This window comes from Pseudomonas sp. EA_65y_Pfl2_P74, from assembly GCF_963970575.1.
Classification (GTDB): domain Bacteria; phylum Pseudomonadota; class Gammaproteobacteria; order Pseudomonadales; family Pseudomonadaceae; genus Aquipseudomonas; species Aquipseudomonas baetica_A.
Genome location: NZ_CAXAOQ010000020.1, coordinates 46,520 through 61,592 on the forward strand (window position 1 = coordinate 46,520; position 15,073 = coordinate 61,592).

At 57.6% G+C, this 15,073-nt stretch carries 14 protein-coding genes; 10 read left to right on the top strand and 4 right to left on the bottom strand.

Annotation, left to right across the window (positions count from 1 at the left end; all coding sequences use genetic code 11):
• Nucleotides 1-88: 88 nt before the first annotated feature.
• Nucleotides 89-1,783: a lactate permease LctP family transporter gene (locus tag AACY18_RS17155; RefSeq protein WP_339465470.1), complete on the bottom strand. Its 1,695-nt coding sequence runs from the start codon at nucleotides 1,781-1,783 to the stop codon at nucleotides 89-91.
• A gap of 262 nt (nucleotides 1,784-2,045) precedes the next feature.
• On the opposite strand from AACY18_RS17155, the gene AACY18_RS17160 reads away from it, so the two are divergent.
• Entirely contained in the window at nucleotides 2,046-2,813 is a 768-nt protein-coding gene (locus tag AACY18_RS17160) for an FCD domain-containing protein (protein WP_339431682.1), read from the top strand.
• A gap of 104 nt (nucleotides 2,814-2,917) precedes the next feature.
• On the opposite strand, the gene smpB is transcribed toward AACY18_RS17160, so the two are convergent.
• Nucleotides 2,918-3,400 carry an SsrA-binding protein SmpB gene (gene smpB / locus AACY18_RS17165; RefSeq protein ID WP_007915208.1) on the bottom strand — a complete coding sequence of 161 codons (483 nt, stop codon included), beginning with the start codon at nucleotides 3,398-3,400 and terminating at the stop codon, nucleotides 2,918-2,920.
• Between the two features lie 119 nt (nucleotides 3,401-3,519).
• Here smpB and AACY18_RS17170 point away from each other — a divergent pair, with 119 nt between their 5' ends.
• From AACY18_RS17170 to AACY18_RS17180, 3 genes are read left to right on the top strand one after another with little or no spacing between them, the layout of a single operon-like run.
• Nucleotides 3,520-4,923: a sodium-dependent transporter gene (locus AACY18_RS17170; RefSeq protein WP_339431683.1), complete on the top strand. Its 1,404-nt coding sequence runs from the start codon at nucleotides 3,520-3,522 to the stop codon at nucleotides 4,921-4,923.
• 7 nt (nucleotides 4,924-4,930) lie between these two features.
• Nucleotides 4,931-5,365: a type II toxin-antitoxin system RatA family toxin gene (locus AACY18_RS17175; RefSeq protein ID WP_016986510.1), complete on the top strand. Its 435-nt coding sequence runs from the start codon at nucleotides 4,931-4,933 to the stop codon at nucleotides 5,363-5,365.
• Nucleotides 5,358-5,672, top strand: coding sequence for an RnfH family protein (locus AACY18_RS17180; RefSeq protein WP_339431684.1), 315 nt, complete (start codon nucleotides 5,358-5,360; stop codon nucleotides 5,670-5,672). The genes AACY18_RS17175 and AACY18_RS17180 overlap by 8 nt, the downstream gene beginning before the upstream one ends.
• Before the next feature lie 61 nt (nucleotides 5,673-5,733).
• Here AACY18_RS17180 and AACY18_RS17185 read toward each other — a convergent pair whose 3' ends face one another.
• The gene (locus tag AACY18_RS17185; protein ID WP_339431685.1) at nucleotides 5,734-6,261 is read right to left on the bottom strand and encodes an outer membrane protein assembly factor BamE; all 528 of its coding nucleotides are present in this window, start codon (nucleotides 6,259-6,261) and stop codon (nucleotides 5,734-5,736) included.
• Between the two features lie 97 nt (nucleotides 6,262-6,358).
• On the opposite strand from AACY18_RS17185, the gene fur reads away from it, so the two are divergent.
• Entirely contained in the window at nucleotides 6,359-6,763 is a 405-nt protein-coding gene (gene fur / locus AACY18_RS17190; protein ID WP_339431686.1) for a ferric iron uptake transcriptional regulator, read from the top strand.
• Nucleotides 6,764-6,838: 75 nt separating this feature from the next.
• Here fur and recN read toward each other — a convergent pair whose 3' ends face one another.
• Entirely contained in the window at nucleotides 6,839-8,512 is a 1,674-nt protein-coding gene (recN, locus tag AACY18_RS17195; protein WP_339465471.1) for a DNA repair protein RecN, read from the bottom strand.
• A 240-nt stretch (nucleotides 8,513-8,752) separates the two neighbouring features.
• Between recN and grpE the strand changes: the two genes are divergently transcribed.
• The 5 genes from grpE to carA all read left to right on the top strand — a co-directional run bounded on the left by grpE (nucleotide 8,753) and on the right by carA (nucleotide 14,970).
• Entirely contained in the window at nucleotides 8,753-9,319 is a 567-nt protein-coding gene (gene grpE / locus AACY18_RS17200) for a nucleotide exchange factor GrpE (protein ID WP_339431688.1), read from the top strand.
• A 102-nt stretch (nucleotides 9,320-9,421) separates the two neighbouring features.
• Nucleotides 9,422-11,338: a molecular chaperone DnaK gene (dnaK, locus tag AACY18_RS17205; RefSeq protein WP_339431689.1), complete on the top strand. Its 1,917-nt coding sequence runs from the start codon at nucleotides 9,422-9,424 to the stop codon at nucleotides 11,336-11,338.
• 296 nt (nucleotides 11,339-11,634) lie between these two features.
• Nucleotides 11,635-12,759: a molecular chaperone DnaJ gene (gene dnaJ / locus AACY18_RS17210; protein WP_221730603.1), complete on the top strand. Its 1,125-nt coding sequence runs from the start codon at nucleotides 11,635-11,637 to the stop codon at nucleotides 12,757-12,759.
• Between the two features lie 9 nt (nucleotides 12,760-12,768).
• Nucleotides 12,769-13,575 (top strand): 4-hydroxy-tetrahydrodipicolinate reductase, encoded by an 807-nt coding sequence (gene dapB, locus AACY18_RS17215; protein WP_339431690.1) that lies wholly within the window; start codon nucleotides 12,769-12,771, stop codon nucleotides 13,573-13,575.
• A 258-nt stretch (nucleotides 13,576-13,833) separates the two neighbouring features.
• On the top strand, nucleotides 13,834-14,970 hold the full coding sequence (carA, locus tag AACY18_RS17220; RefSeq protein WP_339431691.1) for a glutamine-hydrolyzing carbamoyl-phosphate synthase small subunit: 1,137 nt from the start codon (nucleotides 13,834-13,836) through the stop codon (nucleotides 14,968-14,970).
• The last annotated feature ends 103 nt before the right edge of the window (nucleotides 14,971-15,073 follow it).

Below are 15,073 nucleotides of genomic sequence, written 5' to 3' on the forward strand. Positions count from 1 at the left end.
CCTTACAGACCGGGTTGTGAATTGCTGACGCCGGAATCACGAACCGGCGTCGGTTATTTCCATGTCGCTTGTAGGCTTCTTGCCGGTTTTAGTGCACCAGCATGCCAGTGAACCAGTAGGCCTGAGCCAAAGTGATCAGGCCGACAATCGTTGCAAAGAATAGGCTGTGCTTGAGGGTGAAGCGGAACAGATCCGACTCCTTGCCCACCAGGCCCGTCGCGGCGCAGGCCACGGCGATCGATTGTGGCGAGATCATCTTGCCGGTCACGCCGCCGCTGGTGTTTGCGGCTACCAGCAACACATCGCTGACACCGATCTGGTGGGCGGTGGTGGCCTGCAACGAGCTGAACAGGGCGTTGGACGAGGTATCGGAGCCGGTGAGGAACACACCAAGCCAGCCGAGGAACGGCGAGAAGAACGGGAATGCAGCGCCGGTCGCGGCCAATACCAGCGCCATGGTGGAAGACATGCCGGAGTAATTGGTGACGAAAGCAAACGCCAACACCATGCCAATCGACAGAATGGGCCAGCGCAGCTCGAACAGTGTCTCTTTAAAAGTGGTAAGACCAGTTTTAACGTTGATCTTAAGTACCAGCATCGAGATCAGTGCGGAGAAGAAGATCGCCGTGCCGGTCGCGGAAATCGGGTCGAATTTGAACACCGCCGCAATCGCCGTGGGCGTTGCCACGATCGGTGCGGTTTTGATCACCAGTTGATCGAGGTGCGCAATTGCAAAGTTGAATACCCAGCTGTACATCGAGCCGCCGGCGGCGAACATCGCCTTGAATGGCTTGAGGGTCCAGATGGTCACCAGCACGGTGAGGATCAGGAACGGCGACCAGGCTTTGAATATTTCCCCCAGGCTGTAGGGCGAAGCTACGGTGGTGCGCTTCTGGCCGAAACCGCCGACGCTGGCGGTGATGGTTGCGCTCGACGTGGCGCCGGCGATTTGCGCGTCGGCGCTGCGTTTCGGCTGCCAGACTTTCAGGAACAAGGTCAGGGAAATCAGGCTGACCAGGGCCGACGTGATGTCCGGCAGTTCCGGGCCAATGAAGTTGGAGGTGAAGTACTGGGTGACGGCAAAGCTCAAGCCCGCAACCAGCGCAGCTGGCCAGGTCTCACGGACGCCGCGCAGGCCATCCATCATGAACACCAGCCAGAACGGTACAAATAACGACAGCAATGGCAGTTGGCGACCGGCCATGGCGCCGATCTTGAATGCGTCGATCCCCGTGACCTGGCCGGCCACGATGATCGGAATCCCCAGTGCGCCGAACGCGACGGGGGCTGTGTTGGCGATCAGGCACAAACCTGCGGCATACAGCGGGTTGAAACCCAGTCCGACGAGGAGGGCGGCGGTAATCGCCACCGGCGCGCCGAAACCGGCGGCCCCTTCGAGGAATGCACCGAAGCAGAAACCGATCAGCAGCACCTGCAAGCGCTGGTCGTCAGTGATCGACAGCACCGAGCTGCGAATAACCTCGAACTGACCACTTTTGACGGTCAGTTTGTAGAGGAATACCGCCGCGACAATGATCCAGGCAATCGGCCATAGACCGTAGGCGAAGCCATACCCGGCAGCGGCGAAGGCCATGTCGACCGGCATCTGGAACGCGAAGATCGCCACGGCAATCGACAGGGCGAGCGTGATGCTGCCGGCTATATGACCTTTGAGGCGGAATACCGCCAAGGCGAGGAAAAAGAAAACGATGGGAATGACGGCCGCGAGTGCGGACACGCCGAGACTGCCGAGCGGGCTGTAGAGCTGTTGCCAGGTTTGCATATGGGGTGGCCCCTAATTGTTGTTGGTCAGGCACTGTCAGCGTTCTTGGATAATTGGTAAGACCAATTTACAATCGCTGTTGGCTAGGGTAAAAGCCTTTATATCGGTGTGTCAATTTGTCGCCCTGAAACTTTTGTCGAACAAGCGGTGCAGATCGCATCTGATCCGGTTCGGGCCAATGTCGTCTGATAGGTGTCGGCAAGGCGCCGATAGGCCAGAATAGAGAGCCCGGCGAGCGGCCGGGGTCGTGGAGAAATGAGTTATGGGGTTTGATCAGATACGTCAGCGCCGTTTGTCTGACGATATTGTCGAGCGACTTGAGGGGATGATTCTCGAGGGCACGTTGAAGTCCGGTGAACGGCTTCCGGCGGAGCGCACGCTGGCCGAACAATTTGGCGTATCCCGCCCGTCGCTGCGCGAGGCGATTCAGAAACTGGCGGCCAAAGGTCTGCTGGTCAGTCGCCAGGGCGGCGGCAACTATGTGGTTGAGAGTCTGGGTTCAACGTTCAGCGATCCGCTGTTGCAATTGCTTGAAAGCAACCCTGAGGCGCAGCGCGATCTGCTGGAATTTCGCCACACTCTGGAGGCATCGTGTGCCTATTACGCTGCATTACGTGCTACCGACGTTGATCGTGAACGATTGACCGCTGCGTTCGATGAGCTGCAGGACTGCTATTCGCGACACGACGAAATCAGTCGTGCGGAGGAGGGCGCTGCGGACGCGAAATTTCACCTGGCGATTGCCGAGGCCAGTCACAACGCCGTGTTGCTGCACACCATTCGCGGGCTGTTCGATCTGCTCAAGCGCAACGTCGTGACTAATATTGGCGGCATGTACAAGCAGCGCACGGAAACCCGCGACATGCTGATCACTCAGCATCGGGAATTGTATCTGGCGATTATTGAGGGGCGCGCGGAGCAGGCGCGGGAAGTTTCCAGCCGACACATTCTGTATGTGCAGGAAGTGCTGGAAGAGGTGCGGCAAGAGGTTCAGCGCATGGCGCGAGCGGAGCGGCGAAAGGGGAAGTAGCTTTTTTAAAAGCAAAAGATCGCACCGGCGGCAGTTCCTGCGTGTGGGAGATGTATTTCCCTGTAGGAATTGCCGCCGGCTGCGATCTTTTCAGGCAGAAAGACTCAGTCTTCCTTGCCCTTGTTGCGCACGGCACGCTGCAACTCACGACCTGCATCGCGTTCACGCTCGGTGTCACGCTTGTCGTATTCCTTCTTGCCCTTACCCAGAGCGATCTCACACTTGACCATGTGCTTGCTCCAGTACCAGGACAGGCATACGCAGGCGTAACCCTTTTGCTGCACAGCGGCGGCGAGTTTTTCAAGCTCGCGGCGATTGAGCAGCAATTTGCGAGTGCGCACCGGGTCAGCGATGACGTGGGTGCTGGCGGTCATCAGAGGCGTGATGTGACTGCCGAGCAGCCACGCCTCGCCATCCTTGAGCAGCACATAACTGTCGACCAGTTGCAGCTTGCTTGCCCGCAGACTTTTTACTTCCCAGCCGGCCAGGACCAGACCGGCCTCGAACTTATGCTCGATGAAGTAATCGTGTCGCGCTTTTTTGTTCTGCGCGATGGTCCCTGTTGGGTGTTTCTTCTGTTTAGCCATAGGGGCGGCATTATATGGAGATAAATGGCCGTCGGCTACGGTGATGCTGCGTGCTTGAGCAGGTTGAGTGAATGCCGGACAATGCGGCCTCTTTTTCTAACGCTTGGGCGTGATAAACGATGTCGACAGACAAGGTTTCTGTCCACGGCAGTTGGGCTAGCCGCTGGGTATTCATACTCGCCGCGACCGGTTCGGCCGTGGGACTGGGTAGTATCTGGAAATTCCCCTACATGGTCGGGATGTACGGCGGCGGCGCGTTCGTATTGATGTTTCTGGTGTGCATCGCACTGATCGGCATCCCTGTCATGCTCGCTGAAACCCTGATAGGCCGGCGCGCCCGGCAAAGTCCGGCGAATGCCCTGAAGGTGCTGGCGCTTGAGGCTGGGCACTCGCCCAAGTGGTCGTGGGGGGCGTTTGCCGGGATGATCACGGCATTGCTGATTCTGTCTTTCTATAGTGTGGTCGGTGGCTGGTCGCTGGATTACATCATCGACATGGGGCGCGGCGACTTTCAGGGCGCTACGGCTGATCAGGTCGGTGCCTATTTTGGCAATGTCATAGCCGATCCTTGGCGTCTGACACTTTGGCACACGATTTTTATGCTGCTGTCCGCGCTCGTCATCGCCAAGGGCGTGGTTGCAGGGCTTGAGCGCAGCCTGCGGATCATGATGCCGCTGCTGTTCGTGATGATTCTGGTGCTGCTGGGGTACAGCATGACCACTGGGCATTTCATGGAAGGCGTGCATTTCATGTTCGACTTTCACCCGGAAAAAGTCCTCGACGGTTTGCTGCCCGCCATGGGCCACGCGTTCTTCTCTTTGAGCGTGGGCGTTGGCTCGATCATGATCTACGGCGCCTACATGCCCAAGAGTGCGTCATTGTCCGGCACGGTTGTCGGCGTGGCATTGCTCGACACGTTTGTTTCGCTGGTGGCCGGTCTGGCCTTGTTTCCTATTGTGTTCGCCGGCGGACTGAACCCTAGCGAGGGGCCAGGCCTGATGTTCGTCAGTCTGCCATTCGCTTTTGGTAATGTGGCTTTCGGTCAGTTGATGGGCGTTGTGTTCTTTGTTCTGGTGGCGGTTGCGGCTTGGAGTTCGGCAATTTCGTTACTTGAGCCCATGGTTGCCTACCTGGTGGAACGCACGAAAGTCAGGCGTGCCTGGGTGACATTCTGGCTGGCATTCACCTGCTGGTTCGTCGGTTTGGGCACGGTGTTCTCCTTCAATATCTGGAAGGAAGCCAAGTTTTTCGTGAGCGAAGGCGGGATGTTCCATCTCTACCAATGGGGCGCGCAGAGTGGCCTTGATTTCTTCGGTGTGATCGATTTCTTCACCTCGCGGATCATGTTGCCGCTGGGTGGGTTGTGTTTCGTGCTGTTTGCCGGGTGGGTGATGGGGCGTGATGCGGTGCGTGACGAGTTGTCGACTCGTAACCCGGCGCTGTTTGCCCTGTCTTTGTTCTTGATGCGCTATGTGGCGCCCATCGGCATTCTTGTAGTGTTTGCCACCCAGCTCTGGAAGTGACGCTTACATGACGACACATATTCAACGATCGGCGCTGCTGCCGTACCCGGCGCAATTTCTTTACGACCTGGTCAACGACGTGGCGCGTTATCCGGAGTTTTTACCGTGGTGCTCGTCGGCTGAAGTGCTGGAAAGCTCGCCCGAGCATATGCGTGCCAGCGTGGGCGTGGCCAAGGGTGGCCTCAGTCAGCATTTCGTGACGCGCAACACGCTGGTACCTGGGCAATCGATCGAAATGAATCTCGAAGAGGGCCCTTTCAATCAGTTGCACGGCGTATGGGTGTTCAAGGTGTTGAACGAGAAGGCCTGCAAGATCAGTTTGGATCTGTCCTTCGACTACGCGGGGCCGCTAGTGCGCGCCACGCTGGGGCCGCTGTTCAATCAGGCTGCGAATACCCTGGTGGATGCGTTCTGCCAGCGTGCCAAGCAGATGCATGGTTGAATCGATGATCGAGATAGAGGTCGTATTTGCGGCCGTTGATCGTCAGGTGCTGCGTACGGTCAGCTTGGTTGAGGGGGCGACCGTGCGATCGGCGGTGTTTGCCTCGGGTATTGATATCGAGTTTCCCGAGTTGAATCTGTCTGAGTGTCCTCTGGGGATTTTTGGCAAAGTGGTTTCTGATCCGGATGCAAGGCTGGTTCAGGCGGGGGATCGAATCGAGATTTACCGGCCGCTGCTCGCCGACCCCAAAGAGGTTCGGCGTTTGCGTGCGGCTAAAGCAGCTGAAGCCAAAGCTCGAAATCAGTAAGCAAGCCAATCTGCAGGCAATAAAAAACCCGGAATTCCCGGGTTTTTTATTGCCTCGCCAATTATTGCGGCGAGGTGTCCAGCGGCTCTGGTGTCGGAACCGGAACGGTTTCTACACCATCGACTTCCTTCTGGATCTGATCCAGCATGGAACCTGGCTTGACCGGTTTTTCCGGTTTTGGCTTCTCGGCGTTTTCAGCAGGAGCGGTCACAGTAGTGCCACTGTCCTTGCCGAGAATGGCTTCGTCACGGCTTACGCCCGGCATGAAGTCACCAGACAGGCTGACAAGCTGGTCGTTTGAGTTAAAAATAACGCTGATGCGTTCCTGTTGGCGTTCACCGCCACCCGGTTGCAGGCTGTACAGATAATCCCAGCGATTGGCATGGAACGTGTCGGTAAGCAGGGGGTTACCCATGATAAACCGTACTTGCGGCCGGGTCATTCCCGGGCGTAACTGGTCTATCATGTCCTGCGTGACGACATTGCCCTGCTGGATGTCGATTTTGTAAACCCCGGGGAATGAACAACCGGCGAGTGCGAGCAGTCCCACAAAGGTGAAACTGGTTAGCAAGAGCTTGGTGTTTTGCATCGGTGGGCGACTTCCACTATCTTGGCTGGGACAACGTAAACGCCGATCATACCCGCATTAAGAGAAGCTGCGAAGCAGCATCGCGAGAAAGCTAACCATGGTTGAAAATAGCGAACTACGCAAAGCCGGTCTGAAAGTGACCCTGCCACGGGTCAAGATCCTGCAAATGCTCGACTCTACCGAGCAGCGTCACATGAGTGCCGAGGACGTCTACAAGGCGTTGATGGAAGCTGGCGAGGACGTCGGTCTGGCCACGGTTTACCGTGTTCTGACCCAGTTTGAAGCGGCTGGTCTCGTGGTCCGTCACAACTTCGACGGTGGCCACGCGGTATTCGAATTGGCCGACGGTGGGCACCACGACCATATGGTTAACGTTGAAACCGGTGAAGTCGTCGAGTTCATCAGCGTGGAAATCGAAAAACTCCAGAATGCAATTGCCGAGGAGCACGGTGTCGAGTTGGTGGATCACAACCTGGTGCTGTACGTACGCAAGAAAAAGTAAGCATGTCGCGCGAATTTCAGGTTCGCGAAACGAGCGAAGGCGACCCAAGGGTCGCCTTCGTGCTTTGTGTCATCTTTAAACTTTGGCGGTGACGACCATCTTTTTCGCATGCGCCAAGGATTCCTTGGTCAGGTCGATGCCGCCCAGCATGCGTGCCACTTCTTCTATTCGGTCGTTCTTGCTCAGCTTGGAGACAGCAGTATGGGTTGCCTGTTCGCCCCGTACCTTGTGTACAAACAGGTGTTGGTGACCTTGCGCCGCCACTTGTGGCAAGTGCGTCACTGTCAGAACCTGTCCGCGTTCACCCAGACGGCGAAGCAATTGGCCGACAATTTCAGCGGTCGGACCGCCAATGCCTACGTCCACCTCGTCGAATACCAGTGTGGGTACGCGGGAGGTTTGCGCGGTAATCACTTGAATTGCCAAGCTGATACGTGACAGTTCGCCACCGGACGCCACTTTCGCCAATGCCTTCAGGGGTTGGCCGGGGTTGGCGCTGACCAGCAGTTCGACTTGCTCCAGCCCGTTGGGCAGAAGTTCTTCGCTGCTATTGGCGCGCAGCTCAATGGTGAACCGCCCGCCCGGCATGCCCAGGCGTTGAATTTCCTGCTCTACCGCGCTGGCGAGGCTGCCGGCGGCCTGATGGCGCAAATCACTCAGCTCGCGGGCCTTCTCCTGATAATGGCGAGCATAAGAGGCTAGCTCTTCGCTCAAGCGCTCGATGGATTCGTCGTTGGCATTGAGCGTTTCGATTTCATCCAGCAGTTTCTGCTGCATTTCACTGACTTCGGTTGGTTGAATCCTGTGCTTGCGCGCCAGCGTGTAAATGGCATCCAGTCGCTCTTCCAGATATTGCAGGCGAGCCGGGTCGGCATCGAAGTTATCAAGGAAGCGATTGAGTTCACCAACGGCTTCTTCAACCTGGATCTGCGCGCTGGTCAGCAAGCTGCTTGCTTCGCCCAGTGCGCCGACCGAATTGTTCACACTCGATAAGCGATTGAGGCTGGCGGTCAGCGCATTCAGCACGTTGCCGGAATCACTTTCGCTGCATTGCTCGACCACTTGTCGACAAATACCCAGCAAGGTTTCGGCGTTGGTCAGGTTTTTGTGTTCCTGCTCCAACTGCTCGAGTTCGTTATCGCCGAGGCCGAGATTTTCCAGTTCTTCGAGCTGGTAGCTGAGCAGTTGATGGCGCGCGCGTTGTTCGTCGCCGGAATTGGAGAGGCGCTCCAGCTCCTGGCGTGTCTGGCGCCAACGCTGCGCGGCCAGATGCACTTGGCGCGCCAGGTCGGTAGCGCCGGCGTATTCGTCCAGCAGTCGGCGATGGGTGTCGGTTTTCAGCAGGGACTGGTGTTCATGCTGGCTATGGATATCGATCAGCAATTCGCCGAGAGCCTTGAGATCACCCAGCGGGCAGGGCGTGCCGTTGATATAGCCGCGCGAACGACCTTCGCAGGTGATGACCCGGCGCAGGATGCAGGGGCCGTCGATGTCCAGGTCGCGTTCGGCTAGCCAGGCGCGGGCTTCGGGGATATCGATCAGGTCGAAAGTCGCCAGAATATCGGCCTTGTCGGCGCCCGGGCGCACTACGCCACTGTCGGCACGATCGCCAAGGGTCAGGCCCAGGGCGTCGAGCATGATCGATTTGCCTGCGCCGGTTTCCCCTGTGATCACGCTCATCCCGCGATCGAGTTCGAGATCGAGATGTTCAACGATGGCGTAGTTGTGTACAGACAGGTGCACCAGCATAAAGGCCGCTCCCAGGCTTTAGGTCTGGTTATTTATACAGTGTTTTGTTTCGGGCTGACAATGCCCCCTCTTAGCTCGATTCGCTTGAACGGAAAAATTTCTTAGTGCATTGAGGAATGAGAAAGCGGCACTTTTTTGTAGGGTTAATCATTGAAGCCCCTTGAAGCCTGATTTTGCGGCCCCATATATCGGGACAGAAGCGCGAGTCGAACTCGCGGACGATATTGAAAGGAGAATTCTATGGCTGACGAACAGACAGTAGATAAGCAAAACCCAGAAGCCAATCCAGCGCCCGAGGGTTCGGGTGACGACCTGGCGACCCGTGTACAAGTGCTCGAAGAGCAATTGGCCGCCGCGCAGGATCAGTCTCTGCGTGTTGCCGCTGATCTGCAGAACGTCCGTCGTCGTGCCGAGCAAGACGTCGAGAAAGCGCATAAGTTTGCGCTGGAAAAATTCGCCAGCGATCTGTTGCCGATTGTCGACAGCCTGGAGCGCGGCCTCGAGCTGTCGAACCCGGACGACGAAAGTATTCGTCCGATGCGCGAGGGGATCGAGCTGACGCTGAAAATGTTCCACGACACCCTCAAGCGTTATCAGCTTGAAGCGATCGATCCGCATGGCGAACCGTTCAATGCCGTTCACCATCAGGCGATGGCCATGCAGGAAAGCGCCGACGTAGAGCCGAACAGCGTTCTGAAGGTGTTCCAGAAGGGCTACCAGCTCAACGGCCGCTTGTTGCGCCCGGCCATGGTCGTGGTCAGCAAGGCGCCTGCGCCAGTTTCGCCTTCTATTGATGAGCAGGCTTGAAATTAGCCGCAAGGCCCCCATTTAGAAGTCAAGCGTTTAAGTGCTACCGCAGTTAGCCACCACTGCTGCGGCATCCAAATCCAAAGTTTCGGGAGAGTTAACATGGGCAAAATTATCGGTATCGACCTGGGGACTACCAACTCCTGCGTCTCCGTGCTGGAAAACGGCAAAGCAAAAGTTATTGAAAACGCTGAAGGCGCGCGTACCACGCCGTCGATCATCGCTTACGCCAACGATGGCGAAATTCTGGTAGGTCAGTCGGCCAAGCGTCAGGCTGTTACCAACCCGCACAACACTCTGTACGCCGTAAAGCGTCTGATCGGTCGTCGTTTCGACGAAGAAGTTGTGCAGAAAGACATTCAGATGGTCCCTTACAAGATCGTCAAGGCTGACAACAACGACGCTTGGGTTGAAGTAAACGGCCAGAAAATGGCCCCGCCACAAATCTCGGCTGAAATTCTGAAGAAAATGAAGAAGACCGCCGAAGATTACCTCGGCGAGCCAGTGACTGAGGCGGTAATCACCGTTCCGGCTTACTTCAACGACAGCCAGCGTCAGGCGACCAAAGACGCCGGCCGCATCGCCGGTCTGGACGTAAAACGTATCATCAACGAACCAACCGCCGCCGCTCTGGCTTACGGTATGGACAAGGCCAAGGGCGATCACACCGTGATCGTTTACGACCTGGGTGGCGGTACTTTCGACGTTTCGGTGATCGAGATCGCTGAAGTTGACGGCGAGCACCAGTTCGAAGTGTTGGCCACCAACGGTGACACGTTCCTGGGCGGTGAAGACTTCGACATTCGTCTGATCGACTACCTCGTGGACGAATTCAAGAAAGAAAGCGGCATGAACCTCAAAGGTGATCCGCTGGCCATGCAGCGCCTGAAAGAAGCCGCTGAGAAAGCCAAGATCGAGCTGTCGTCCGCTCAGTCGACCGACGTGAACCTGCCGTACATCACTGCAGACGCCACCGGTCCTAAGCACCTGAACGTCAAGATCTCGCGTGCCAAGCTCGAAGCTCTGGTTGAAGACCTGGTTCAGCGCACCATCGAACCTTGCCGCATCGCCATGAAAGACGCTGGTCTGGACGTTGGCGCGATCAACGACGTGATCCTGGTCGGCGGTCAGACTCGTATGCCGCTGGTACAGAAGCTGGTAACCGATTTCTTCGGTAAAGAAGCACGTAAAGACGTTAACCCGGACGAAGCGGTTGCCATGGGTGCTGCGATTCAGGGCGCTGTTCTGGCTGGCGACGTGAAAGACGTTCTGCTGCTCGACGTCAGCCCGCTGACCCTGGGTATCGAAACCATGGGTGGCGTGATGACCGCGCTGATCGAGAAAAACACCACGATTCCTACCAAGAAATCGCAAGTGTTCTCGACTGCCGACGACAACCAGGGCGCTGTGACCATTCATGTTCTGCAAGGTGAGCGTAAGCAAGCCACACAAAACAAATCCCTGGGCAAGTTCGACCTGGCCGACATTCCACCCGCTCCACGTGGCGTGCCGCAGATCGAAGTGACTTTCGACATCGATGCCAACGGCATCCTGCACGTTGGTGCGAAAGACAAGGCCACCGGCAAGACTCAGTCGATCGTGATCAAGGCCAACTCCGGTCTGTCCGACGAAGAAATCGAGCGCATGGTGCGTGACGCCGAAGCGAACGCTGACGAAGATCGCAAGTTCGAAGAACTGGCCGTCGCCCGTAACCAAGGTGATGCACTGGTTCACTCGACTCGCAAAATGGTCTCCGAAGCTGGCGACAAGGTCAGCGCCGAAGAGAAGACTGCGATCGAAGCCGCTGTGGTCGCTCTGGAAGCCGCTGTTAAAGGCGACGACAAGGCTGCCATCGAAGCCAGGGTTGAAGAGCTGTCGAAACTCTCGGCTCCGGTTGCTCAGAAGATGTACGCCGACCAGGCTCAGCCAGCTGATGGTGCAGCCCCGCAAGGCGAATCGGCTGAGAAACCTGAAGACGTGGTCGATGCAGAGTTCGAAGAAGTCAAAGACCACAAGTAAGTTGTTGGTCGGCCGGTTGACTGCCTTTCGGCGGTGACTGGTAGGATGTCGCCGCGCGGGAGCTTGCTCCCGCGTTGGTGTATCTGGAATACGCGAATTTTTACAGCATGCGACAGCGTTCGGATGCTGGCGGTATGGCTGAAAATGCTCCTGCTTTTCACGTCGAAAGTACCGCATGAATCACAGACCAGGATCGTTGAATTGACGTGAGTTGGGTCCGGGCCTGTATTGGGGCTCAACGAGTTTGGCGAGGCTCAGGAGGGGTTTGCCGAACGTCCTTAAGAGTGCAAAGACTTATGGCAAAGCGTGACTATTACGAGGTGTTGGGTGTTGAGCGTGGCGCGAGCGACGCAGACCTGAAAAAGGCCTATCGCCGTTTGGCGATGAAGCATCACCCGGACCGTAATCCCGATGACAAAGCATCGGAAGAACTGTTCAAAGAGGCCAATGAGGCCTACGAAGTATTGTCCGACTCGAGCAAGCGAGCGGCGTTCGACCAGTATGGTCATGCCGGTGTCGACCCAAGCATGGGGGGAGGCGGTGCCGGTTTCGGTGGTCAGAACTTCTCCGACATCTTTGGCGATGTCTTCAGTGACTTCTTCGGTGGCGGTCGCGGTGGTTCCCGTGGCGGGGCTCAGCGTGGCAGCGACTTGCGCTACACCCTGGAGCTGAATCTGGAAGAAGCGGTGCGCGGCACAACCGTGAATATCCGCGTTCCGACACTGGTCAATTGCAAGCCGTGCGATGGTTCGGGTGCCAAAAAAGGCTCGTCACCTTCGACTTGCCCGACGTGTGGCGGCATTGGTCAGGTGCGCATGCAGCAGGGCTTCTTCTCGGTGCAGCAGACCTGCCCGCGTTGCCATGGCCAGGGCAAGATCATTTCCGATCCGTGCGACTCCTGCCACGGTGACGGCCGCGTTGAAGAGTACAAAACCCTGTCGGTCAAAGTGCCGGCCGGCGTCGATACTGGCGACCGCATTCGTCTGTCTGGCGAAGGCGAGGCGGGTACTCAGGGTGGTCCGACTGGTGACCTGTATGTCGTCATCAACGTGCGAGAGCACGACATCTTTCAGCGTGACGGCAAACATCTGTTCTGCGAAGTGCCGATCAGCTTTGTCGATGCAGCGCTGGGCGGCGAGCTGGAAATTCCGACCCTCGACGGTCGCGTCAAACTGAAAATCCCTGAAGGTACCCAGACCGGCAAGCAGTTCCGCGTGCGCGGCAAGGGTGTGGCTCCTGTGCGTGGCGGTGGTGCGGGCGACTTGATGTGCCGTGTAGCGGTCGAGACGCCGGTCAACCTGAATCGTCGTCAGCGCGAATTGCTGGAAGAGTTCCGCAGCTCCCTGGCCGATGACAACAGCCACTCGCCGAAAACCACGGGTTGGTTTGACGGTGTGAAGCGCTTCTTCGGCGACTTGTAAGGAGTGGGCATGCGACGTATTGCAGTGATGGGCGCCGCCGGGCGCATGGGTAAAATTCTGGTGGAGGCCGTGCAGCAGCGCGCGCCACTGACCGGGTTGACTGCCGCTGTCGTCCGTCCTGGCAGCACGCTGATCGGGGTGGATGCCGGTGAGTTGGCTTCGCTGGGGCGAATTGGCGTGCCGCTCTCCGGTCATGTGGAAGCGGTCGCTGATGAATTCGATGTATTGATCGACTTCACGCTGCCGGAAGTGATGCTGAAAAATTTGGCGTTCTGTCGTAAGGCAGGCAAGGCCATGGTCATCGGCACCACCGGGCTGGATGCGGCGCAAAAGCAATTGCTGGTCGAGGCGGGCAAGGACATTCCTATCGTCTTCGCGTCCAACTTCAGCGTCGGGGTCAATCTGTCGCTGAAGCTGCTGGACATGGCGGCGCGCGTGTTGGGTGATGATGCCGACATCGAAATCATCGAGGCTCACCACCGCCACAAGATCGATGCGCCGTCGGGTACGGCGTTGCGCATGGGTGAGGTGATTGCCGGTGCGCTGGATCGTGATCTGCAGAAAGTTGCGGTCTACGGTCGTGAAGGCCATACCGGTGCCCGTGAGCGCGAAACCATCGGTTTTGCCACGGTTCGTGGTGGGGATGTGGTGGGTGATCACACGGTGCTGTTCGCCTGTGAGGGTGAGCGTCTGGAGATCACCCATAAGGCGTCGAGCCGCATGACGTTCGCCAAGGGCGCGGTGCGTGCGGCGTTGTGGCTGGACGGTCGCGAACCGGGCCTGTACGACATGCAAGACGTGCTCGACCTGCGTTGATTGATCGTTTGAACCCGGCGCAAACGCCCTGTTTGCGCTGGATTTTCTCCGCCGAGCGACGTCCTGTCGCATTCTCCGGCCTTTTAGGCTCATTAGCGGTGGACCCAAAAAGCCTTTTTCTGTAAGCTACAGCTTTAGTGTGTCCACTAAAAGCGAGCAGAATAATTCAGTGAAGAAGCGGGGTGACGTGTCCATACGTCACTCCGCTTTTTTACAACCTGCGATCGCCCTTTCATGCGTTATTTACGGGAGGTCTTCTTGACTAAGCCAGCCATACTTGCCCTTGCTGATGGCAGCATTTTTCGCGGCGAAGCCATTGGAGCCGACGGTCAAACCGTTGGTGAGGTGGTGTTCAACACCGCAATGACCGGCTATCAGGAAATCCTTACCGATCCTTCCTACGCCCAACAGATCGTTACCCTGACTTACCCGCACATCGGCAACACCGGCACCACGCCCGAAGACGCCGAGTCCGACCGCGTCTGGTCCGCTGGTCTGGTCATCCGTGACTTGCCGCTGGTGGCGAGCAACTGGCGCAACACGATGTCCCTGTCTGATTACCTGAAAGCCAACAATGTTGTGGCGATCGCCGGTATCGACACCCGTCGTCTGACCCGCATCCTGCGTGAAAAAGGTGCACAGAACGGCTGCATCATGGCCGGTGACAACATCTCTGAAGAAGCCGCCATTGCTGCCGCGCAAGGCTTTCCGGGCCTCAAGGGAATGGATCTGGCGAAAGTCGTCAGCACCAAGGCTCAATACGAATGGCGCTCCACTGTCTGGGATCTGAAAACCGACAGCCACGCGACCATCGAAGCTTCCGAGTTGCCTTACCACGTCGTTGCCTACGACTTTGGCGTAAAGCTGAACATTCTGCGCATGCTGGTTGAGCGCGGCTGCCGCGTTACCGTGGTCCCGGCGCAAACTCCGGCCGCTGACGTACTGGCTCTGAAGCCGGACGGTGTGTTCCTGTCCAACGGCCCTGGTGATCCGGAGCCGTGCGACTACGCGATCCAGGCGATCAAGGACGTGCTGGAAACCGAAACTCCGGTATTCGGCATCTGCCTCGGTCACCAGTTGCTGGCGCTGGCCTCCGGTGCCAAGACCCTGAAAATGGGCCATGGTCACCACGGTGCCAACCACCCGGTGCAGGACCTGGACACGGGCGTCGTGATGATCACCAGCCAGAACCACGGTTTTGCGGTAGACGAAGAAACCCTGCCTGCCAACGTTCGCGCGATTCACAAATCGCTGTTCGACGGCACCCTGCAAGGCATCGAGCGCACCGACAAAAGTGCGTTCAGCTTCCAGGGTCACCCTGAGGCGAGCCCGGGCCCGAACGATGTCGCGCCACTGTTCGACCGCTTCATCAACGAGATGGCCAAGCGACGCTAAGCGTTCGCCTTGAGACTGTAGAGAGAAGCCCTTCGAGGGCGGCCCCGACACCGGCGGCCCCCTCGAGACTTCAGAAATCGATCAAGACGGCTTGCCGACTGAC